This is a genomic window from Bacillus zhangzhouensis (assembly GCF_000715205.1).
GTDB classification, from domain to species: domain Bacteria; phylum Bacillota; class Bacilli; order Bacillales; family Bacillaceae; genus Bacillus; species Bacillus zhangzhouensis.
Genome location: NZ_JOTP01000001.1, coordinates 191,504 through 212,686, shown reverse-complemented (window position 1 = coordinate 212,686; position 21,183 = coordinate 191,504). Strand labels below are relative to the sequence as shown.

Below are 21,183 nucleotides of genomic sequence, written 5' to 3'. Positions count from 1 at the left end.
CCCTATCAATCATTTTTTGCACAAAATGTATAATTCAGTATTCTATTAACAAACGTTTATAGATTACTCTTATTACCTAGATCAAATATATACTAGTTCTCATTGGAATTTTTCTAAATAGACTGTATTCAATAAAAAAGACTGTAGATCAACTACAATCTTCTTGGCATCGCATGAGTATGTTCTACTTTTTTCGCCCATACGATAGATGCAATAAAACTGGCGCAAAGCACAAGTGTCCCAAACATAAAAGGAAGCTCAATATTCACATCAAATAAAATGCCCGCAAGACTCGGTCCGACGATATTGGCAAGACTCATAAAGGATGTATTGAGACCGCCTGCTACCCCTTGCTGATTCCCCGCCATCTTAGACAGTAATGTATTGAGGGCTGGACGAACAAAAGAGGTAGCCGACAAAAATAAAATCGAACCTGTAAAGATCAACCAAAAAGACGGCGCAAAACGGCAGGCAATCAGCATGATAGCCGCACCTAGCAGCGCATAACGCACGACACGCATCTCGCCAAATCGTTTCACACAGGTATTCACTAACGCACCTTGGACAAGTACTCCTGCAAGTCCGGCCACCGTAATCACAAACGCTATATCTTTCGGTGTAAATCCGTGTTTTTGGTCTACATATAGACCGAAAATCGATTCAAAATGAATGATGCCAAAATTGAGGACAAAGGCCAATATAAACAAAAAGCCATAGGATGTCTTTAAAGCATGAGTCATCTGTACAAAAGGATTGAAATGAATGTCTTTGTTCAACCGCGCTTCTTCCTGCTTTTCCTTTGTTAGTGTTTCAGGTAAAAACAGGATGGATAACAAGGTAGAAAGTGCTGCAAAAGAACCTGCGATAAGAAAAGGAAAAGCGATTCCGAACTCAACCAAATATCCGCCTACGCCTGGTCCAATGACAAAACCTAGTGTCATCGCTGCACTAAATAGGCCCATCCCTTTCCCCCGGTCCTTTTCACTTGTGATATCGGCGATGTATGCAAACATAGCCGGCATCAGCAACGCCCCTGCAGCTCCGCCTAAAAACCGAGACACAAACAGCATCCAAAGCTGATCGGCAAACGCAAAAATAAATTGGGCAATGGTGAAGCCAGCAATCCCAGCAATAATCAATTTTCTCCGTCCAAATCGATCGGTCAGTACACCGGCGATCGGTGATAAAGCAAATTGTGTAAGACCCGTTGCAGCAACGAGAAAACCAAGTGTTTTTCCTGTTGCGCCAAAGGCTTCAATGTAACTTGGCATGACAGGAACAATGAGGCCAAAGCCAAGCATGGCAATAAAAATATTGAGCATCAAAATGTATAATCTGCCCTTCTTTTTCATATCAAAAAACCTCTTTCTGCAAAATAAATGAAAATGCTGACAAAAATGATAAGAACTTCTCCAGTATAGCGATATCGTCGTCTATTAGTCTAGTTTTTCAAAAATTAGGGTTCTTTTCCAAATAAAAAAATACCCGCAGATGCGAGTATGGGAAATCACTTTATTCAGCTTGTTCATAGATAGAAAGAGCCGCCTGTAGCCCTGCTCCGCATGTAATGGCCGCGCCGTATTTGATCAACATCGCTTCAAGTCCTGCTAAAACAAACAGAACGTTTTCCTTTCGGCAGCTATAGCCCATTGTGCCGATTCTCCATATACGCCCCGCAAGCGGTCCAAATGAACTCGCAATTTCAATTCCAAAATGATGGAGCAGATCGGCACGTACCGCTTCGCCATCAATACCACTTGGGATCAAAACACATGTCACAACCGGCATTTTACAACCCGGATCACCAAATAATTCAAGCCCCATCGCTTCAAGACCTTTCATTAAAGCTTTTTCATGAAACAAGTGACGCTGAAAACGTTCATCTAGCCCTTCTTCCAGCACAAGTCGAACCCCTTCTCTAAGTGCATAAAGCATGGTTGTCGCTTCCGTATGATGATTTAATCGCCTTGGGCTCCAATAATCTTGCAGCTGGCTTAGATCAAAGTAATTGCTTTTGATTGGAGAAATATCCATCTGTTCTTGCAGTTCGTCCTGTGTCGCAATCCCCTTTTCTACTTTCTTTCTCGATTCAACGACAGCCGCCACCCGGTCATTATATGTGATAGGAGACATGCCTGATGGAACAGACAAGCATTTCTGTGTACCGCCAACCGCCGCATCAATCTTCCATTCGTCCACCTTGACCTCGACCCCGCCAATTGTTGCCACGGCGTCTACAATGAAAAGAGCATCAAGCGCTCGGCACGCTTCACCAATTTGCTGCAATGGCTGCAATCTCCCCGTGGATGTTTCACCATGGACCATCGCGACGATTTTAGGCTTGACTCGTTTCATTTCATGGATGATGTCGCCAGGTTCAAAAACGGTTCCCCATTCACATTCCATTGTATGTACCTCAGCACCATAGCGCTGCCCTATTTCAATGAGCAAATGACCGAAGCGTCCAAAGATAGGAACAAGCATTAGATCTCCAGGCTCGATCACACTGGCAAGTACAGCTTCAAGCCCTGAACGTGACGTACCATCAATCGGATAAGCCCATTCATTTTCTGTTTGAAAAAGTGACCGCAATAAGGTCATGGTTTCATTCATAATCTGTGTAAATGCAGGATCAAATTGACCGAGAATCGGTGTACTCATCACACGCAGCACTCTCGGGTCTACTTCAACAGGTCCTGGTGTCATAATGGTTCTCGAAGGTGTTTGCAGTTCTTTCACGTTATCCATCCTCTCCCTTGCTGTCCATGCTTATATGCCCACTTATACAGCAATACTTCTAAAATAGCAATCTCTTTTCTCACGAATTGATTACATAAAATTTACGATAAATCCATTTATTTCTTCATGACAATATGATAGAAATAAAGAGAATACATTCTCTATCAAGGAGGAAATAGAATGAAAAGAACATTGTTTGGAACTGTGGCCGCCGGGATCATGATTTTCGGGACGTTAGCCACCCCGCTGCCTCCAGCTGCGAATGCTCAAGGATTCTCTCTAAATGAACCGAGCCAAACGATCACCTTTTCCCCGTTACAGCTTCAAACCGAAACATCTGCTCAACAAGCGCAAACAACCGCCACAAATCAAATCGATTCCTATTACCAATCTGCTACTGGCAAATCAGGACCCGCTCTTAAGAAAGCTTTACACGATATTATCGATGATCATACGCAGCTATCCTACAATGAGGTATGGAATGCATTAAAGAATACAGACGAAGATCCAAATCATCCAGACAATGTTCTTTTGCTCTATAGCGGAGTCTCCCGCTCAAAGCAAGCGAGTGGTGGAAATGTCGGCCAGTGGAATAGAGAGCATGTGTGGGCAAAGTCTCATGGCAATTTTGGGACAAGCCAAGGACCTGGGACAGATCTCCATCACCTTCGTGCGACAGATGTGCAAACGAATAGCACACGCGGAAATTTAGATTTCGACATAGGTGGAAATGAATACAAAGGAGCGCCTGGCAACTTCTACGATAGCGACTCCTTCGAACCTCACAGCCGGGTCAAAGGGGATGTGGCGAGAATGCTCTTTTATATGGCGGTTCGATATGAAGGTGATGACCGCTTTCCAGATTTAGAGTTGAACAACAAAGTGAATAATGGAAGCGCCCCTCTTCACGGCAAAATGTCCGTGCTTCTGAAATGGCACAAGCAAGATCCAGTCGATCAAATCGAACGGAATCGCAACGAGATCATTTATCAAACATATCAGCACAACCGCAACCCTTTCATCGATCACCCTGAATGGGCAAGCGCGATTTGGGAATAAAACAAAAAGGCACTGCTATGAACAAGCAGTGCCTTTCTTTTTTTCAAGCGGACAGACGAGACAATAATCAAGACTCTCCGATTTTTTCTCCAGCTTATAATACATACAACAAGTCTTTCGATTAGATGTTTCCAGTAAACTGTCGTCTAAGTTTAAACTGTGTTGAAAAGGATTTTGCTGAGCTCCAAATACATCCCCAGCCGCTTGCTTCAGAAAAAGATAATCCTCCTGAACGCGCTGTTTCACCGCAGGCTCTTCAGTTTCCCGTATCATGCTGCGGTAAAGAGAGTTGATACGAACCGCTACATTCTCCCACAAAATAGAATATGGAAGTCTTGATGTGCGGTTCAGCACGTCTAGAAGAGGTGTGACACACTGCGTAAACAGCTTGCGTACAACCTGCTCTCTCCACTCATGATGATCTCCATCCAGCTGCACAAATGAACACGCCGTCTCATCAATTTCGATTTTACGATCCTCTCTAAATGCACAGGCCGCCGGTGAAAACTGATAGACACCGTCATACATCGTCATCAGGTACAAAGTGGAACTAACAGCTAAGTATGCATAGCGCTTTGAAAACATAGAGGCCGCCACTGCTAGATTTGGTGCGTGCATGGCTGATTTTTCAGCTTCCAATAAACGCGTGACGGATTCTTCTGAAAAAAGCGCAGCAAGTGTGCGATCAGATGTCATTGGTCCCTTTGTGATGTGTACCCCGAAATCAAGTAATTCTCTCTCAACCCACTCTGGCCTCATATCAAAACCCCCATCTTTCGTTTATCGATTTCGCTGTTGATATAACAAATAAATAAAGAACGGTGCACCAATTGCCGCCGTAAATACACCTGCTGGTATATCTAACGGTAGAAACGCGGTTCTAGCAACAAGATCTGCCAGCATCACTAGAATACTCCCAACAAGCGCAGAGGCTGGGACAAGCGCAATGAAAGAACGGCCGATGATCATCCTTGCGACATGCGGTGCCATGAGTCCGACAAATTCAATGCCGCCTGCAAATGCCACCGCAATACCAGCTAATGTCACACTCATCAGCAGAAAGAATAACCGCTTTGCCTGTACTTTTACCCCAAGACCTGTTGCAAGGTCATCTCCAAGCTCCTTCACATTCATCGTTCTTGCTAACACCATGACGATCGGTAAAATGATCATCACCCAAGGAAGCATCGCGGTGACGTCCTTCATCGTAGAACCATATAAACTGCCCGTCAGCCATATGTATGACTTTGTCGTTGTCATCGTATCACTGAGAACAAGCGTAAACGTCACACACGCCTTCATAATGGCGGAAATACCGATTCCCATCAGGACAAGCGTGATAGGTTTGACCCCTTTTTTCCATGAAAGCAAATAGATCAAACACGATACCACAAAAGCACCTGCAATTGCCCATAATGACTGATAAGCAATTGGCACGGTGCCCATCCAAAAGACGATGAACATAATCGCACCAAACGAAGCACCACTCGTAATTCCAATAATATCAGGCGATGCAAGCGGGTTTCGAATTAACCCTTGTAATATAAGCCCTGATACAGCAAGCGCGGCCCCAACTAAGACAGCAAGCAGCGTTCTTGGGATTCGCAGTGTATTTAATACAAAATGATTTCCCTCTCCTTGACCGATTAAATGAAGCAGCACATCCATCGGCTGAATGAACCTGCTGCCCATACAGAGACTGAGAATAAATAAACCAAAGGCAATGGCCGTCAATAAAAGTAAAATGAAAAAAGTCCGCTTTGAAAATTGAAATGAAATGCGTCCACCCTTTGATCGCACTGTATATGTTTTAGCCACCTGTCTTCAACCCCCTGCGCACGAGATAAACAAATAGAGGCGCTCCTGCTACCGCCGTCATGACACCAATCGGCACTTCCTGCGGCATAATCAGAAAACGAGCCGCAAGATCTGCGACAAGTAAAAGCGACGCCCCCACGACGGCACAATACGGCAGTACCCAGCGGTGGTCAGGTCCGACAAGCTTTTTCACAATATGCGGAACAAGAAAACCAACAAATCCAATCGAGCCTGCAACAGCGACGGAACCTCCTGCTAAAAACACGACAAGTACCCCCATCGTGATTTTCAGTAGCAGCGTACGCTGACCAAGCCCTTTGGCAATATCATCTCCTGATAAAAGGACATTAATCGAGCGCCCAAGAAGCAGCGCGACAACAGTTGCCCCTACTATATAAGGCAAAACAGGAAGCAACATATCAATACTTCTTCCTGACACGGAACCAGCCATCCAAAACAGGATACTTTGAATCGACTGTTCATTCACGATTAAAAGTCCTTGAGTAAAGGATGCAAACAGTGCGGATATGGCAGCACCTGCGAGCACGATTTTGACCGGCGTCAGTCCATCTCTTCCAATGGAGCCCAAGAGAAACACGAGCATTCCTGCAATCGCAGCACCTAAAAAGGCTGTCCACATATAGCCTGTTAACGACTCTGTTGAAAAGAAGACAATCGAAATAACGATAAAAAATAGTCCCCCTGCATTAATTCCTAATAAATCAGGCGCAGCAAGCGGATTTCTCGTCAAAGCCTGCATCAGTGCACCTGAAATGGCTAGACTTGATCCAACGACTGTTGCGATTAAAGCTCTTGATAATCTGGATGTCATGACAATGACACTGTTTGGATCTGATTCATCAAAATGAAGAAAAGCATGGATGGTGGCTTTGAGGGAAATCGAGGTTTGCCCAAGGGAAATACTGAGCATAAAAAAGACCAACATCAACACAATGAATCCAGCAAATAGCAGTGCCTTACTCGAATCCTTTTTTAATAAACTTCTCATCTGATTCCCGCTTTCAATCTGTTATGGAAAAAAGGAGAAAATGGTGTTTTCACATTTTCTCCTCTGGTATGTCTTATTTATCAATTCCTAGACGATCGTAAATATCATCAAGCATCATATTTGCAGCAATGATACCGCCTGCCATGTTCCAAGTGATTTCATCGACTTTATGCACTTGTTTCGCTTTGACTGCGTCAAGCTGCTTCCATAAAGGATGACTTGTCCACTCTTTATATGCTTTTTCAACTGCCTTATCCTGATCATCCATGAAGTAATAGATCACATCTGCATTCATCTGTGGAATGCTCTCTTTGTCTGTTAGTGTCACGATATCTTGTTTTTTATCTTTGATATTCTTAGGACCTTCAAAGCCAAGCTCTGTTAAAATCGACCCTGCGAAACCAGTTTGATAGATTCTTGCATGATCTGCACGGAAGTTGACAACTGCCACATTCATTGGCCAGTTTTTGATGTCTTTTTTCGCCTTTTCTTTGAAGTCAGCGACGCGATCATCCCACTTCGTTAGCAATTCTTTCGATTTGTCTTGCTGATCTAACGCTTCACCCATTAGTTTCACTGTATCTTTAAATGTGAACACTGTTTCTGTTGCAACAGTTGGAGCGATTTCTTTGAGCTGATCAAAAATTTGTTCATGACGAACTTTTGATGCAATGATCAAATCTGGCTTAAGCTTTTCAATTTCCTCTAAGTTTGGCTGTGTTTCCTGCCCAACAATTTTAACATCCTTTAAATCATCTCTTAAATATTTATAAGTAGGTGTTTCAAGCCATGATTCTACAACACCAACTGGTTTAATACCCATAGCGACTGCTGCATCTGTAGCTCCTTGGTACAGCGTCACCACACGTTTAGGCGATCCTTTTATTTCAGTTGAACCGATAGCGCTTTCAACGGTTCTCGTTTTCTCTTTACTATCTGACTTGCCTTCACTGCTATTGCTGCCGCAAGCTGCAAGTAAAACGATGGAGAGCACAACTAACAACGACCAAAAAGATTTTCTGAACATGTACCTCACCTATCCATTCTATATGTAGTTATATCGTTTGATAACGATTCTCATTATCACAATTTGATTTTATCATAGAAAAAGATGGTGTCAATGTAAAATATGAAAATAACTGATGGTGATCTCCTAAAAACACAATTACAAATTATGGGAAAATACAATACTTTTGTCTCTTTTTTATCGTATTCTATTTTCCTATAATGAAGTTGTAAGAAAATACAGATTTTGGAAAGGGAATGATCGTAATGAAATGGAAAAAAACAATGACTGGTGTCGCTCTTTCTTTTGGGTTACTTCTTTCTTCGTATGTTCCAACAGCTAGCGCTACTTCAACAACAGACAGTACAACAGATGGCGTTGCACGTACAAGTGCTTTTATCACTTCCTGCCCTGATGAAATTTTAAGGAAATTCCGAAAATCAAACAAGCCTTATTTATGTATGTACTCGGACACAGCTATCTTTGCGAACTCTTTCACAGATAGCAATGGCGTAAAATGGTATTTCCACGGAAGCTCTGGACTCTACGCTTACTACGAGGGCTAAAATATCATCCATAAAGTAAAAAACACCGATAAGGGCATGTTGTGATCTTTAGCAACGTTTCTTTTATCGGTGTTTCTTTTAGATAAGAATTAGATAAGTGATTCACAATGAATCTTATTAAGTAATCTCCCGCAAAGGGAAAGTCTTGCTTTGAATAATGGCAACAATTTGTTTTAACGCTTTTTTTGCTTCGGGTATAGGGAAGACGTAATTTATTTCATAGCCATGCTTTTGGGGACAGTGTAATGACAATATTTCTAGAAAGAAATTTTATTTTTCAGCATCAATTTCTAATTCCGCATTCAACGATAATTCTTCATGAACAAATCCATTGATGATGACATACTTTTTTCCAGTTAATGATGTTCATTTTACTCGGCGGTCACAACAATAAGCCATAGGCTGATGAATTTCAGAACAACAATCATTTTTTATGATGATCTGTATGTATTGAATCTAATTGTTTACTAAATATACATTTTCTATTTTTGTTATAGACTTAGATTGCAAACTTTGACTATCCATTTCTACGTGAAGGGAAAAATCATTGTTTTCAACAAAAATTATATCGTTTCCATTATTAAGTTTTATTTTTAATGCATTGCCTTCTTTTTGAGTATTACGAAAGGTATTCTCAATCATATTGTAGTCTAATTCAGTCCACTTGCCATTGATTATCATTTTGGTCATCCCCATTATCTTATGACTGATACTATTGGGAGTCATTTTCTTTTGAAATTTTTCAGAAATATCTTCGTTATCTAATTGCTGAAATCCAATTTGAAAGGCCTCTTTTTCAAAATAAGGTAAGTACATGTTTCTCCATAGTGATGAAATTTTAAGTAGTCCAAATAACTTATATTCGATTCTTTCTGGCGTTTGTACATCAAATGCTTTGTCTAAAAGCGATTGATGTAAAGAATCAATATCTGATACATCAATCATTAAGCATATGGCTCCTCTTGTGCCTCGATGATACAACTCTGTCCAATCTTTTTTCCAGCCACCGCCATCCTTCTGTGTGATATTCACTAATTCAAGATACTCCTTTCCAATCCAAAGATTGCTTATTTTAAAGCCCTTTGTTCTTTTACCTTTTTTAGGTGCATACGGAAAACCATTTTGTTGTATCATATCTATCATTTTTTTGTCTTTTTGATATTTATCATCAACATTGATAACAATATGATCGATTTTATTCATCGGTTAACTCCCCCGTCTTCATTAAATGAATAGCTTCATAAAGATACTTCATTTTCATTTCTTCCATTTCATAAATGTAATCAAACGTTAGTCTTGTTAAAGGAGATAGATTCATTTGTTTCTCTTTTTCTTCTTCACCCTTTTTTATTTCTGCTAAATGTCTTTTTTGCGCTTCAATTTGAATATTTAATGATTTAACAGCTTCTTGTTTTTCGATTTCGTCAGCAAACATTAGTCCAGCAAAAAGTTGAGTTGGATAAGTATTTTGAGATTCCACAAGACATTTCATCACACATTCTTTCTTGCGTTTTTTTCCAATTTCTGTAATCTGGTAAATTTTAGTACTCTTTTTCCCTACCGTCCTAGTTTCACAAACTTTTATATAGTTTCCTTTTTCTAGTTTGTTTAGCGCATAATAGATTGAGCCAACTAGAATTCCTCCCCATCTATCGACCATTGTATTTTTTAAATTCTGCTCAACATCATACCCTGACATCGGTTTCATCGATATTAATCCTAATATATATAAGTCCGTCATCAGATTCCTCCTAAGCAATATCTATTTACACGATACTCAACATTGAGTATTATTTCAAGATTAGATTAAAACTTTCTTTCATGCTAAACACTTTTTCAGAGCTCTCAAAAAATCCTGTAAGCAAGCATTAGCGCGATGTTCATAAATGAAGAGGTGTGCAATACGATGAGTGATCCACCTCGATCAAACTAAAAAAGACGAACGGTAACCATTCGTCTTCTTTCATCACTTCACTTCCTCATGCTCTTGAGCAGAATGTCTTTTATTGGCGATAAAGAGTGCACAGGTCATAGCAAGAATGGCCAGCGCCCACCAGAACGTCGATACAGCCTGTTCATGATCGATGATAATCAAACGGATGACAGCTGTGATGCCAATATAAATGAAATAGCGAAGCGGGAAATGAAAGTTTGATTTAAAGTATTTAATAATTAAGGCAATAAACTCAAAATACATAAAGAAGATCAGCAGTTCTCCCAGCATGCCATAATAGCTTTCTCCTTTGTTAAACAATGTCTTGTAGACAAATTGTACAATGTACCATGTTTCACTGATTAAGAGGACGCTTAAAGCAAGGGCTAGAAAGAATAGACAGATATTCAGAAGACCTTGCAAGAGATCGGGTACCTTTTGGAAGTTGTTGAATCGTTTCATTGGATAGTCTCTCCATTCCAGTATATTGATTTGTCGTCTACATTTTGATGTTCCAAAAACGCAGCACGATGTAGTAAGTAGCGTTTCTTTCTTTACTTTCAAACTGTCCCTGCATGCGAGACATCATTCGCGCAATACTTCGTTCACCAAGTCCATTGCTTTCCGGCGTGACATTCATCTCTTTTATCGCATTGCTCACATGGATCTCAAAGATTTCTTGATCGGATAAAAACGTCATATTGATGTCCTTTTTTGGATCTGCGTATTTACGTAAGTTTGACATCACATTATCAAACACTCGGCCAAGCTCCTCGATATTCACGTTGATATAGCTGTCCGGCATTTCCCCTAAAATATGGACCGTGAAATTCTCCTGATGCAGCAAACCGACCTGATCTGATAGAAGATCATAAATCACTTCTTTGACTGCAACGGTCTCAAGCTCAGATTCATGCTCTTTATCAAGCAGAAAATAGGCAAACAGATTGTCCGACAAGTTTTTTAATTGCAGTGCTTTTCCATAGGCATTGGCTATATATTGATCTTTGCGGGTATCCGCTCCAGCCTCCGCTTTTTTTGCAAACTCCAGGTTCATCATCAGCGATGTCAGCGGTGTTCTCATATCGTGTGACATTTCGGTCACCAAGCTGCGGCTCTCTCCCTGCAGCTCGTCAATGGCTTGAAGCTTGTCCAGAAAAGCTTTACGAAGATCCTCAATACTTTTGGCAATCATGGCTAATTCATCATGCCCTTTTACCGTCATCTCATAGTCCAGCTCGCCACCTTCAAGAATATGGATTTCTTGGTGAATCGTTTGCAGGTAGCGTAAACTTTTGCGAATGCCAAGAAGAACAATGATGAGAAAAATAAGCGTCGCCCCGAGCAGTTCGAGTGTAAAGGCAAGATCGTGATATCGAGATGAATAAAAGCCATCTACCATAACACGGCCTTCACCGTCGCTGAACTGAACCGGATACGAATGATGCTGAGCGTACTGGGTCACCTTTTCTTTTCCGTACGCCGATTCATCGGCAGCGGAATAAATGGAATCATATTGTAGCACTTGATCCTTGAAGATGGTGAGATTAATGTAATTTTCTTTTTTCACCCACTCACCAAACGCTATTAGATCAGTTGAAGACAGCTCATTCTCTGACACGTAGCGGCTGAATTTTTGAATGTACTTGGCTGACTCTTCCTGATAATACTCATCCGAACTCAAATATCCTTCGATCAGGTGATCGGTCATCTTTTGCAGCGTCAAAAAGACAGTTCCACTCACAACGGCAGCCACCAAAATGAGCAGTGCCAGCTTTTTGGTCAGCATATATTTACGATGTGCCAAATCGATAGCCTCTTCCCCATTCCGTTTTGATATACACGGGACGAGCCGGATCCTCTTCAATTTTGGCACGCAGCTTTCGAATATGCACCATCACCGTATTGTTGGAACAATAGAAATATGGCTGTCCCCACACGCTCTCATAAATATTTTGCGCAGAAAATATTTTGTTTCGCCTGCTCATGAGCAGCTTCAACATACGATATTCTAAATCAGACAGCTTGATTTGCTGATTTTCTTTCCATACTTCGTTAAATTCTTCACTCACTCTTAGCTTGCCCCCAACAAGAAAAGTCTCATCCTGTTCCTTCTTTTCCTGATAGACGGTATACCTGCGTAATTGTGCAATGACTCTAGCATGAAGCTCCTCTTCTGAAAAAGGTTTTGTCATATAATCATCCCCGCCGGCAAGTAAGCCTTCGGTTTTATCGAATGTACTTGATTTGGCTGTCAGAAATAGAATGGGGACGTTAGAGGAGGCTCTCATCTGCTGGCACGTCTCGATGCCTGAGATGCCTGGCATCATCACATCCAACATCACCAAATCGAGCGAATCGTTCACAAGTTGCAATGCTCGCTCGCCATTCATCGCTCTTAGCACCTCATATCCTGCACGTGTCAGGGATTCCTGCAAAAGGTCTCCAATATCCTGATCATCCTCTACTACTAATATTCGATGGGTCATGTCTCTCTCACCTCATGATACGTGTCTTTTATGTCTTTACTATATATCATCTAGCTACGTGAAAAGAATACGGTATAAATCTTAACAGGATATGAAAGTGAAGGTCTGCCATCAATTTGTCACATTTATTTCCCAAAAATTGCTTCTTCATAAATGGTTAAGAATTGGTCTTTATATTGATTCATTGTAAGGATCAATGATCAGATCCGAATCACATCTATCATAACAAGAAAAGGAGCATGGATATGAATGCAAACAAAGTAGAACACGCGATGAGTTTGAAGGATCGGGTTCATTTCTTAGACATCGTACGGGGATTCGCCTTAATGGGAATTATTCTGGTCAATTACTTTTTGATCGTGGATTCGGCAAAGGGGTTCGATATGGAAGCAAATGATGTCTTTCACAACTTGGTGAATTGGTTCGCCTCAGGGAAATTCATTACGTTGTTCTCCTTCCTATTCGGGGTTGGTTTTATGATTTTTATGGACCGCGCTGCTCAGAAGGTGGACAGTCCGAACAAGCTGTTTGCCCGCAGATTAACCATTCTCTTAGGGTTTGGCCTTCTGCATGTCACCTTTGTTTGGATTGGTGATATTTTGGCCTATTATGCAGTCGCTGGCTTTTTATTGCTTTTCTTTTACAAACGCACAGCCAAAACCATCCTGTACTGGCTGATCACTCTCTTTGTGATTCAATTGCTCACGCCTTTATTCACAATGCTGCTCAATACCATCAGTACGAGATCATCAGGCAAGCCGGATTTTGCTGATTTCGAGCTGTCTAGCCACAACAGCCTGACTTATCTAGCATCCATTGGTGATCGATGGGCCGATATGGTGACGATGGCTTCCAGCTCATTTTTCACCGTCTATTCCATGTTCTTCATGTTTTTACTTGGTGTGTATTTTGTAAAAATGGAGTTTTTCAAACACATGGAGGCGAAAAAAGCGATTTGGAATCGCATTTGGATCATTTGTACAATCGCTTTTCTCATCACACAAGGCAGTACGATCATTACGGCGGTCAATCCTTTTGAAAATACGCTCTGGATGGACACTATCTCTGCCCTTGAACAAAACGGCGGATTAACTGGCAGTATGTTCTATATGAGTTCACTTGCGATGCTATTTCTGCACGTTCCTCAGCTGCGAGGTGCTTTAATGGTCTTTACAAAAGTCGGACGGATGTCCCTGACCTGTTATTTGCTTCACTCGATCATTGGAACCATGCTATTTCTAAAGTATGGAGCGGGGCTTGTCGATCATCTTCAGCCGGCTGGTACGTTCTTCATTGGAATTGGAGTATATGCCTTCCTTGTGCTTTTCAGTACGTTTTGGTTAAAGCGGTTTAAGTATGGGCCGATGGAGTTTATTTGGCGTCAGCTGACGTATGGGAAGGTACATGATCAACCGAAAACCAATACAGTCACTGCGGTGAAATAACTGACATGGCAGATAAAAAGCGTAAGAAAAAGGCGAACTGTAGTGGTTCGCCTTTTATGAAAAAACACAACGCCATGAAGGCATTTGATTAACAAGTGGTATCATAACGGATCACTCGAAATCAAATGACTTCAAAAAGCGTTGTGCTTCAATGTTCTTTATTAACCAATAGAACCTTCCATCTCGAACTTGATTAACTTTGCTCGAAATGGCACGAATTGATTTGCAAAAAAACTCCTCAAACCTTTGATACAAAGCCATTTCTTCAAATGGTTTAAAATGAATTATAATATCAAGTTGGCACGGACTTAGCACGATTTTGGCTCGAAGTTGGCATAAGAGTTTTCAACTTATAAAAAAATCTAGGTAGATGTTATAGCTTTAGAACCCACCATCAAAACGTGGGTTCTATACTAACTATACTGCTTTGTACCATACTTAAAGAAAGGGCTCTTATAATTTTGCTTTACCTTTTCGTTTATGTTTGCGGCTCAATCTTCTGTTCATTAATTTTTTCCATATTATCCGAAACGATAAAATAGTTTCTTCTTCTATCCCTAAATGGTCACGTAAAACTAATTGATCTATCTCATCCAAGATAGGCTCTATATCTTTCTTAGCTCTAATCGTTCGGTCAATTTTTACAATTAAATCTTCAACAATCTCCGAATTTAAGGATTGAAGGTTCGGAAGCATTACCTTTTCAACTTCCCCTGGCAATATTTCTAACACTCCTCCACCATAACTTCTGCCCTCAATTTCAGTGAATGCAAACGTTATACTATTATAATAAGATAACAATACTTTTTCTCTATTAATTCCCTCATTAAACTTTACTCTATGCATTGTATCAGTGCTAACAGCATTGATATCGTTTAGAACAAACTTAGGAAAAGTGTTATTTCTACGAAGAAAGAATGCGTCAGGTACCCATATAGATGGAACACGATACCATCTCTCTCTGATACTACATTTATACCCTGTATGTGCTTCTTCTTCTTCTCCACGTCGAATATATGCTTTATGTCCTTCTAGATATTCTTCATAAGGAATATTCGGAAAATCTATAAGATGAGCTGCTGTTCCTTTATTGACATTACCCAACCAATCTTGTTCTGTAAAATATAAGCCACTAGCATGGGAACTTCTCCCAATAAGGGGGCGTACAACATTTTGCAGCTCATATTCCTCAACAACATTTTTATTTACTGAGAAATATTCATTATTTCCTGTTGTAATTCCGATATCAACATCTGCAATATCAGAAAATGCAACAAAACGCTCATCTTGTTGAATCTGATAAATCAGATTAGCTTCTTCTGGCTCTAAGAAATATTTTGTCCATTTATCCTTGTCTTGCATTGCTCTCTGATAATTTATAGGTGTACGAAAAACCTCTTCTTCATTAAGGAAATCTGTATTTTGCCATTCAATAACCCTTATAGTACTTTTAGAAGTTGAGAGCTTGTCCTTATCTTTCTCTCCAAGAAGAATAACAACTTCCTGCTGTACATCAGGAAAGACAAGTTCCTTAAAAGTTATAACAGTAGTTCGGGATAAATTATTGACTAAAAATAATCTAAGATCCTCAGCATAGGCTACTTGTAATAATTCTGCTGGGATAACTAATCCTATTTTACCGTTATCATTTAACAACTCCACACACGCCACTACAAATGAAACCCATGAATTAATAAGTTTATTCGATTTCATCCCATTTGAAACTAATATATCTGATTGAGTTTCTCTCTGTGCTGCGGTTAAATACTGATACCTAATATAAGGTGGATTTCCCACAATGGCGTCAAAGCGCTGTTGTGTTCCAAAAAGGGAATCTTTTTTTTCTTCATAGACATTGTAGAAGTCTGCATTAATAACATCTAAATTAGGGCAATTTTCAACTCTCACTTTCGCCTTTTTAGCCTCTTCTTCATCAAGTTCAACAGCTAGACATTTTAATTGAGAAATCCGAGGATGTACAGAGAGTGACTCGAGAAATGCTCCATCCCCACAACTTGGCTCAAAGACAGTAGTTGTTTGTTCATTATGGAGTGCCCATTTTACTATAAAGTCTGTTAATTCTTTTGGCGTGTAGTAGCCCCCACGTAATTTTTGCGCTGAATTTTGAGCCTTTAATTTCATTTACATCACCTTTGTTTCCTTCATTAAAACATGCATTAATTCTTCTATACCGTATAATTTAGTTACATTATCAGTTATTTCTCTAATCAAACCACTTCTTTCACGAAGTAATGCAGTTCTTTCTTTATTACTTAATTTTCTAGCAAGTTTATCATTAATTTGATAAATCTTCCTTGCTGCTTCAACAATATCATTATAAAAGCTAACTTGCACCTTGTTTTCAAAATCTATAGTTCGAACAGGCATATCATAAAGAACAGCAGTACCTGTTGCGTTAAATCCACCTTCAAAGTCACTACCTATTATAGATGATAAGATTTGATACGCAGGGTGGCTTAGTACTGCCTGAATGTACTCAAGTTCATATGGACTACCATCTTTTTGAGCAATTGCAACATAACCAGCAGTTCCTCCCGAAGCAATAAGCATATCATTTTTGTCCATTCTATACAATGGAACTTCGTTTTTCATGACCTTTACAATTAACTTATCTTTATTATTAAAGCTAGTAAGATGTTGACTTCGACCATAATGATACCAAGTGTCTGATGTAGCATGTTTTACGTCCCTTCCTTTTTTAGAGGGACTTAACTGCTTTGGTAACAACCGATCATAATTATCTTTTAAGTACTCCCACGTTCCGGGAAATTCAGATTCCAATGTTTCTTTATCAATAATTTCCCCATCCATGTCATAAGGGAATATTAAATACATTCTTGGGATCTCATAATCATATGTCCCCTTACCTTTTTCTTTTCCTACGGGTTTAAAGTAATCACGAACAATTCCTTTTTCTATTTGATATGTCTTTCCGTTTTTTTTGATTTCATAATTAGTTTTTGTTTCACCAATAATTTCTTTTAAACCAAAAGGGTACACATCTTCTGCGCTAGTTTGAATACCATTTAAAACTTCTGTAATATCCTTTAATTTAACAGAATTTTCATATAAATTTTCTAGAAGAAGTTTTTCATTTGGATTAGTAACTAAAATCCAAGGTGCATCACTAATCACATGACTAGCGTATTTTACCCGTTTAAGTTTACTAAGATCTTGTTGGTTTACCCACCATTCTTGTAAATCAGTAACCTCTTCAAAGACGAACTCTTCTTGTTGTTCTTTCTTAGCTGTTAGAATAGAGCTATATGTTAATATTTTTTTGTGTGCAAACAATTGTGTTGACCCAAAATCAATAAATTCCGAAACATAGCTATTCTTAGTTAAAATTTTACGCAAACAAACACCGGAAGGAATTTTTGAAAACTTAGATGGAACGATATAACAAAGAACTCCACCTTCTTTGAGCATTTCCAAAGCTCGTTCAATAAATATAAAATATTTATCAAATTGCTTATAAGATGAATCATATTTATTTTTGTATATTGCAACTTCTTGTTTAGGCAATATGTTTATCATATCGTCTGTTGTTACATATGGAGGATTTCCAATAATAACATCAAAATCTTGAACTCCATTTGCAAATTCCCAATCAAATGGGAAAATATTGTTTCTATCTTCATCAGTTATTTTCATCTTTCCTAAATAATCAGTTTGAATAAGTGAATTTCCAGCTTGTATGTTTTCATCCAACATTGGGAGAATTTCATTGTATCCCTCTAGGGTTGGAGTAGTTTCATTATCTAATAAACTTATCAAAAGACTAAACTTTGCTGCTTCCACTGCGTTGGCGTCTATATCAATACCATAAATACAAGAAGTTAGTATCTCTTTTTTATCTTCAAAAGGTATATGTCCTACTCCATCTTCACCAGGAATTAAATGTTCCGGTTCATGGTCTTGATACCAATTAGTACAATATTGAATTAAATAATCAAGTACCTCTAAAAGAAATACACCTGAACCACATGCAATATCAGCAATTTTTATTTTTAGTATTTCTTGTGGAGCTTTCCCTTCAATTGTTGGTGCTAAAGTTTTATTCACCATATATCTGACAATTTCTGTTGGTGTTGATACAACATCTCGATTTACATTCTCCGCTTTTTTTGTTAGACCAATTGTTCCATCTTCTTTTATATATAATTTTTCGGTTAAAAAGTATTCGTATATTTCGCCTAACAAATTCGCTTCTATCACCGCAAATTCATATGGACTATGAGGTCGATACAATTTGTTTACAATATCCATTATTATCTGATTATTTAGATCAATGATAATATGGTCTCCATCAAACAAACCTGAATTGTACTTTTTATCAGCTTCTTCAAACATTTTTAGCATCTTTTCTTGGACTTCATTTGGATCTTCAATGGTTTTTTGTAGGTTATGATATATTGGTAAATTCCTGTCTTCACATAAGCGTAAAAATATCATTTGATTAATAAATTTTTGTATTAAGTCACTTATTATAGCAAGCGAATATTCGGGGTGACTTTTATACAGTTCATTTGCTAATAGTAATCTCCACTGCCTAATTTGTTGTAGGAATAGCTCGTCAATTGGCATATGTACTCCTTGGTTCACCAAATCTTCGAGATTATTCTCAAAACTCCCACTATAGACAGTTTCTTTTGAAAGCAGTTTTTCAATTTCGTCAAAATTTTCTTCATACTTACTATAATGTATAGGTTGCATTAATAGAGCAGTATAAGGATTATCTGTTTCCTTCGGCTCTACGGTTGCGTCGTATATAAGAAGGTACTCAAAGTTTGTAAGGACCGTAATTAAGTGTTTTGCATTATATCCGTAACGTCTAGCTTGTAAGATTGATTCCATATCGGAAAGAATTCTAACTGCCGGTTTTTTTGCTTCGGTAAAAAATTTCTTTACTCCCGATAGTGTAAATGCATAGTCTGGTCTGGATGTTGAAGTCAAATAGTTTTCACGCATTACTTCTCTTAAATTAGGTCTTACATTACTTCTGTTATGAATATCCCAACCCAATATTTCAAAAAAAGGATCAATAAATTCATTTCTAGTATCAGTTTCGTTATATCTGCTTTTAGCTTCGGTATAATACTTTTCATTACTTTTAAATTTTTCAACGAGTTTTTTTAATTCTTCTTTTTTATCCATCGTTTTCCCCCGATTTCAATATATCTCCATAGAATGATTTTAACATCAATTTTTTTTGAAAAAAATACATTCTCTACTTATAGTACGAAAAATTTAGCAAACAAATTTTTACATAATTTGATATTATTAAAATAGTTCAGTGCATTGGGTAGGAGGTAGAAGATGAATACTTTAACAGAAGATAACTTGGAAACATCCACGGATATTGTAAATATCAATAAGGAAATTGAACGTATAAGAAGTCTGTTAGAAAAGAAAACAGATAAAAAATTGGAGGTTGTTCGCTTGTATCTACTTATGCATCATGAGGTCTCTATTTCAATTGCTAGTGTAGTTGTATTAGCCAATTTCCTTCGAACAAGAAAAGTAAATACTGACTTATTAAGCTGATAATTATGTTGATGTAACCGAAAAAATAGAAGAAGACGAACTTAAAAAGTTCGCCTCCTACCTAAAAGATAATTTCAACTTGGCACGACACCAAGTTGGCGCGGGATGCAACCCCTCAAACCTTTGATATATAAAGGTTATCCAATCGAACCTTCCATCTCGAACTTAATCAAGCGGTTCATTTCAACGGCGTATTCCATTGGTAGTTCTTTTGTGAATGGCTCGATGAAGCCCATGACGATCATTTCTGTTGCTTCTTCTTCAGAAATTCCGCGGCTCATCAAGTAGAATAGCTGCTCTTCTGATACTTTTGATACCTTTGCTTCGTGCTCTAATGAAATGTTGTCGTTTAAGATTTCATTGTAAGGGATTGTATCAGATGTTGATTTGTTATCCATGATGAGTGTGTCACACTCGATGTTTGAGCGTGCACCCTCTGCTTTGCGTCCGAAGTGAACGATTCCGCGGTATGTGACTTTCCCGCCTTGTTTGGAAATCGATTTCGATACGATCGTTGAAGATGTGTTTGGTGCAAGGTGAATCATTTTTGCACCTGCATCTTGGTGCTGACCTTTACCTGCTAGGGCAATACTTAATGTCATACCACGAGCGCCTTCACCTTTTAGGATAACCGCTGGGTATTTCATTGTCAGCTTAGAACCGATGTTACCATCAATCCATTCCATTGTCGCATTCTCTTCACATACCGTACGTTTTGTCACAAGGTTGAAGACGTTGTTTGCCCAGTTTTGAATCGTTGTATAACGGCAGTAGCCGCCTTTTTTCACGATGATTTCAACTACCGCACTGTGAAGTGAGTTTGTTGTGTAAACTGGTGCTGTACAGCCTTCTACATAATGCACATGTGCGCCTTCGTCTACGATGATCAGTGTACGCTCGAACTGACCCATGTTTTCAGAGTTAATACGGAAGTATGCTTGAAGTGGCGTATCTACTTTAATTCCTTTTGGTACGTAGATAAAGGAACCACCAGACCATACAGCCGAGTTAAGCGCAGCAAATTTGTTGTCAGTCGGAGGAATGACTTTTGCCCAGTGCTCACGGAAAAGATCTTCGTTCTCTTTTAATGCACTGTCTGTATCTTTAAACACAATGCCTAGATCTTCAAGGTCTTGCTTCATATTGTGATACACAACTTCAGATTCATACTGAGCAGATACACCTGCTAAATACTTTTGTTCTGCTTCTGGGATCCCAAGCTTATCAAAGGTTTGTTTGATTTCTTCTGGTACTTCATCCCAAGAACGCTCAGAACGCTCAGATGGCTTTACGTAGTACGTAATTTCATCAAAGTTTAATGCATTTAAATCTCCGCCCCATTGTGGCATCGGCATGTTGTAAAAGTGCTCAAGAGATTTCAAACGGAAGTCGAGCATCCACTGAGGCTCATCTTTCATACGAGAAATTTCTTCAACGATCTCTTTTGTCAGTCCGCGCTCTGAACGGAAAATGGAAACGTCTTTATCAGAAAAGCCGTATTTATATTCACCAACATCTGGCATTTTTTTAGCCATCCATTTTCACTCCAAT

General features: G+C 39.1%; 18 protein-coding genes. 4 read left to right on the top strand and 14 right to left on the bottom strand.

The features are described 5' to 3' along the window. Positions 1–152: 152 nt before the first annotated feature. Positions 153–1,427: an MFS transporter gene (locus BA70_RS01070; protein WP_275574573.1), complete on the bottom strand. Its 1,275-nt coding sequence runs from the start codon at positions 1,425–1,427 to the stop codon at positions 153–155. Between the two features lie 85 nt (positions 1,428–1,512). Next, positions 1,513–2,748: a pyridoxal-phosphate-dependent aminotransferase family protein gene (locus BA70_RS01065; protein WP_034317020.1), complete on the bottom strand. Its 1,236-nt coding sequence runs from the start codon at positions 2,746–2,748 to the stop codon at positions 1,513–1,515. Positions 2,749–2,919: 171 nt separating this feature from the next. Between BA70_RS01065 and BA70_RS01060 the strand changes: the two genes are divergently transcribed. Continuing rightward, the gene (locus BA70_RS01060) at positions 2,920–3,798 is read left to right on the top strand and encodes an endonuclease I family protein (protein WP_034317018.1); all 879 of its coding nucleotides are present in this window, start codon (positions 2,920–2,922) and stop codon (positions 3,796–3,798) included. A gap of 15 nt (positions 3,799–3,813) precedes the next feature. Here the strand turns inward: BA70_RS01060 and BA70_RS01055 are convergent, their stop codons facing one another. The 4 genes from BA70_RS01055 to BA70_RS01040 form a co-directional block, all read right to left on the bottom strand. Next, complete coding sequence (locus BA70_RS01055; protein ID WP_034317011.1) at positions 3,814–4,557, bottom strand: IucA/IucC family C-terminal-domain containing protein; 744 nt, start codon at positions 4,555–4,557, stop codon at positions 3,814–3,816. Positions 4,558–4,578: 21 nt separating this feature from the next. Further along, on the bottom strand, positions 4,579–5,616 hold the full coding sequence (locus BA70_RS01050) for a FecCD family ABC transporter permease (protein ID WP_034317009.1): 1,038 nt from the start codon (positions 5,614–5,616) through the stop codon (positions 4,579–4,581). Beyond that, positions 5,609–6,625, bottom strand: coding sequence for a FecCD family ABC transporter permease (locus BA70_RS01045; protein WP_034317007.1), 1,017 nt, complete (start codon positions 6,623–6,625; stop codon positions 5,609–5,611). Before BA70_RS01045 ends, BA70_RS01050 begins: the two co-directional genes overlap by 8 nt. Positions 6,626–6,698: 73 nt before the next feature. After that, positions 6,699–7,652, bottom strand: a complete 954-nt coding sequence (locus BA70_RS01040) for an ABC transporter substrate-binding protein (RefSeq protein WP_034317005.1) — start codon at positions 7,650–7,652, stop codon at positions 6,699–6,701. A gap of 245 nt (positions 7,653–7,897) precedes the next feature. On the opposite strand from BA70_RS01040, the gene BA70_RS19235 reads away from it, so the two are divergent. Further along, on the top strand, positions 7,898–8,197 hold the full coding sequence (locus BA70_RS19235) for an LCI fold-containing protein (RefSeq protein ID WP_078061616.1): 300 nt from the start codon (positions 7,898–7,900) through the stop codon (positions 8,195–8,197). Positions 8,198–8,653: 456 nt separating this feature from the next. Here BA70_RS19235 and BA70_RS01030 read toward each other — a convergent pair whose 3' ends face one another. The 5 genes from BA70_RS01030 to BA70_RS01010 all read right to left on the bottom strand — a co-directional run bounded on the left by BA70_RS01030 (position 8,654) and on the right by BA70_RS01010 (position 12,619). Then, entirely contained in the window at positions 8,654–9,400 is a 747-nt protein-coding gene (locus tag BA70_RS01030; RefSeq protein ID WP_034317000.1) for a hypothetical protein, read from the bottom strand. Then, positions 9,393–9,938 carry a PadR family transcriptional regulator gene (locus BA70_RS01025; RefSeq protein WP_034316998.1) on the bottom strand — a complete coding sequence of 182 codons (546 nt, stop codon included), beginning with the start codon at positions 9,936–9,938 and terminating at the stop codon, positions 9,393–9,395. Before BA70_RS01025 ends, BA70_RS01030 begins: the two co-directional genes overlap by 8 nt. A 225-nt stretch (positions 9,939–10,163) precedes the next feature. Next, on the bottom strand, positions 10,164–10,592 hold the full coding sequence (gene psiE, locus BA70_RS01020; protein ID WP_034316995.1) for a phosphate-starvation-inducible protein PsiE: 429 nt from the start codon (positions 10,590–10,592) through the stop codon (positions 10,164–10,166). A gap of 37 nt (positions 10,593–10,629) precedes the next feature. Beyond that, complete coding sequence (locus BA70_RS01015; protein ID WP_034316993.1) at positions 10,630–11,937, bottom strand: HAMP domain-containing sensor histidine kinase; 1,308 nt, start codon at positions 11,935–11,937, stop codon at positions 10,630–10,632. After that, positions 11,924–12,619 (bottom strand): response regulator transcription factor, encoded by a 696-nt coding sequence (locus BA70_RS01010; RefSeq protein ID WP_034316990.1) that lies wholly within the window; start codon positions 12,617–12,619, stop codon positions 11,924–11,926. The genes BA70_RS01015 and BA70_RS01010 overlap by 14 nt, the downstream gene beginning before the upstream one ends. 245 nt (positions 12,620–12,864) lie before the next feature. On the opposite strand from BA70_RS01010, the gene BA70_RS01005 reads away from it, so the two are divergent. Beyond that, on the top strand, positions 12,865–14,064 hold the full coding sequence (locus BA70_RS01005) for a DUF418 domain-containing protein (RefSeq protein WP_034316987.1): 1,200 nt from the start codon (positions 12,865–12,867) through the stop codon (positions 14,062–14,064). Between the two features lie 453 nt (positions 14,065–14,517). Here BA70_RS01005 and BA70_RS01000 read toward each other — a convergent pair whose 3' ends face one another. Continuing rightward, positions 14,518–16,206, bottom strand: coding sequence for an N-6 DNA methylase (locus tag BA70_RS01000; RefSeq protein WP_034316984.1), 1,689 nt, complete (start codon positions 16,204–16,206; stop codon positions 14,518–14,520). Next, on the bottom strand, positions 16,207–19,242 hold the full coding sequence (locus BA70_RS00995) for an Eco57I restriction-modification methylase domain-containing protein (protein WP_034316983.1): 3,036 nt from the start codon (positions 19,240–19,242) through the stop codon (positions 16,207–16,209). Positions 19,243–19,404: 162 nt separating this feature from the next. On the opposite strand from BA70_RS00995, the gene BA70_RS00990 reads away from it, so the two are divergent. Then, entirely contained in the window at positions 19,405–19,632 is a 228-nt protein-coding gene (locus tag BA70_RS00990; protein ID WP_034316980.1) for a hypothetical protein, read from the top strand. Between the two features lie 137 nt (positions 19,633–19,769). Here the strand turns inward: BA70_RS00990 and sufB are convergent, their stop codons facing one another. Beyond that, positions 19,770–21,167 carry a Fe-S cluster assembly protein SufB gene (gene sufB, locus BA70_RS00985; protein ID WP_034316977.1) on the bottom strand — a complete coding sequence of 466 codons (1,398 nt, stop codon included), beginning with the start codon at positions 21,165–21,167 and terminating at the stop codon, positions 19,770–19,772. Positions 21,168–21,183 lie beyond the last annotated feature (16 nt).

Coding starts and splice junctions, on each gene's coding strand:
- BA70_RS01065 (WP_034317020.1), bottom strand. CDS start 2,748: ATGGATAACGTGAAAGAACTGCAAACACCTTCGAGAACCATTATGACA.
- BA70_RS01000 (WP_034316984.1), bottom strand. CDS start 16,206: ATGAAATTAAAGGCTCAAAATTCAGCGCAAAAATTACGTGGGGGCTAC.
- BA70_RS01060 (WP_034317018.1), top strand. CDS start 2,920: ATGAAAAGAACATTGTTTGGAACTGTGGCCGCCGGGATCATGATTTTC.
- BA70_RS00990 (WP_034316980.1), top strand. CDS start 19,405: ATGAATACTTTAACAGAAGATAACTTGGAAACATCCACGGATATTGTA.
- sufB (WP_034316977.1), bottom strand. CDS start 21,167: ATGGCTAAAAAAATGCCAGATGTTGGTGAATATAAATACGGCTTTTCT.
- BA70_RS00995 (WP_034316983.1), bottom strand. CDS start 19,242: ATGGATAAAAAAGAAGAATTAAAAAAACTCGTTGAAAAATTTAAAAGT.
- BA70_RS01055 (WP_034317011.1), bottom strand. CDS start 4,557: ATGAGGCCAGAGTGGGTTGAGAGAGAATTACTTGATTTCGGGGTACAC.
- BA70_RS01045 (WP_034317007.1), bottom strand. CDS start 6,625: ATGAGAAGTTTATTAAAAAAGGATTCGAGTAAGGCACTGCTATTTGCT.
- BA70_RS01030 (WP_034317000.1), bottom strand. CDS start 9,400: ATGAATAAAATCGATCATATTGTTATCAATGTTGATGATAAATATCAA.
- BA70_RS01010 (WP_034316990.1), bottom strand. CDS start 12,619: ATGACCCATCGAATATTAGTAGTAGAGGATGATCAGGATATTGGAGAC.
- psiE (WP_034316995.1), bottom strand. CDS start 10,592: ATGAAACGATTCAACAACTTCCAAAAGGTACCCGATCTCTTGCAAGGT.
- BA70_RS19235 (WP_078061616.1), top strand. CDS start 7,898: ATGAAATGGAAAAAAACAATGACTGGTGTCGCTCTTTCTTTTGGGTTA.
- BA70_RS01040 (WP_034317005.1), bottom strand. CDS start 7,652: ATGTTCAGAAAATCTTTTTGGTCGTTGTTAGTTGTGCTCTCCATCGTT.
- BA70_RS01025 (WP_034316998.1), bottom strand. CDS start 9,938: ATGACGGACTTATATATATTAGGATTAATATCGATGAAACCGATGTCA.
- BA70_RS01005 (WP_034316987.1), top strand. CDS start 12,865: ATGAATGCAAACAAAGTAGAACACGCGATGAGTTTGAAGGATCGGGTT.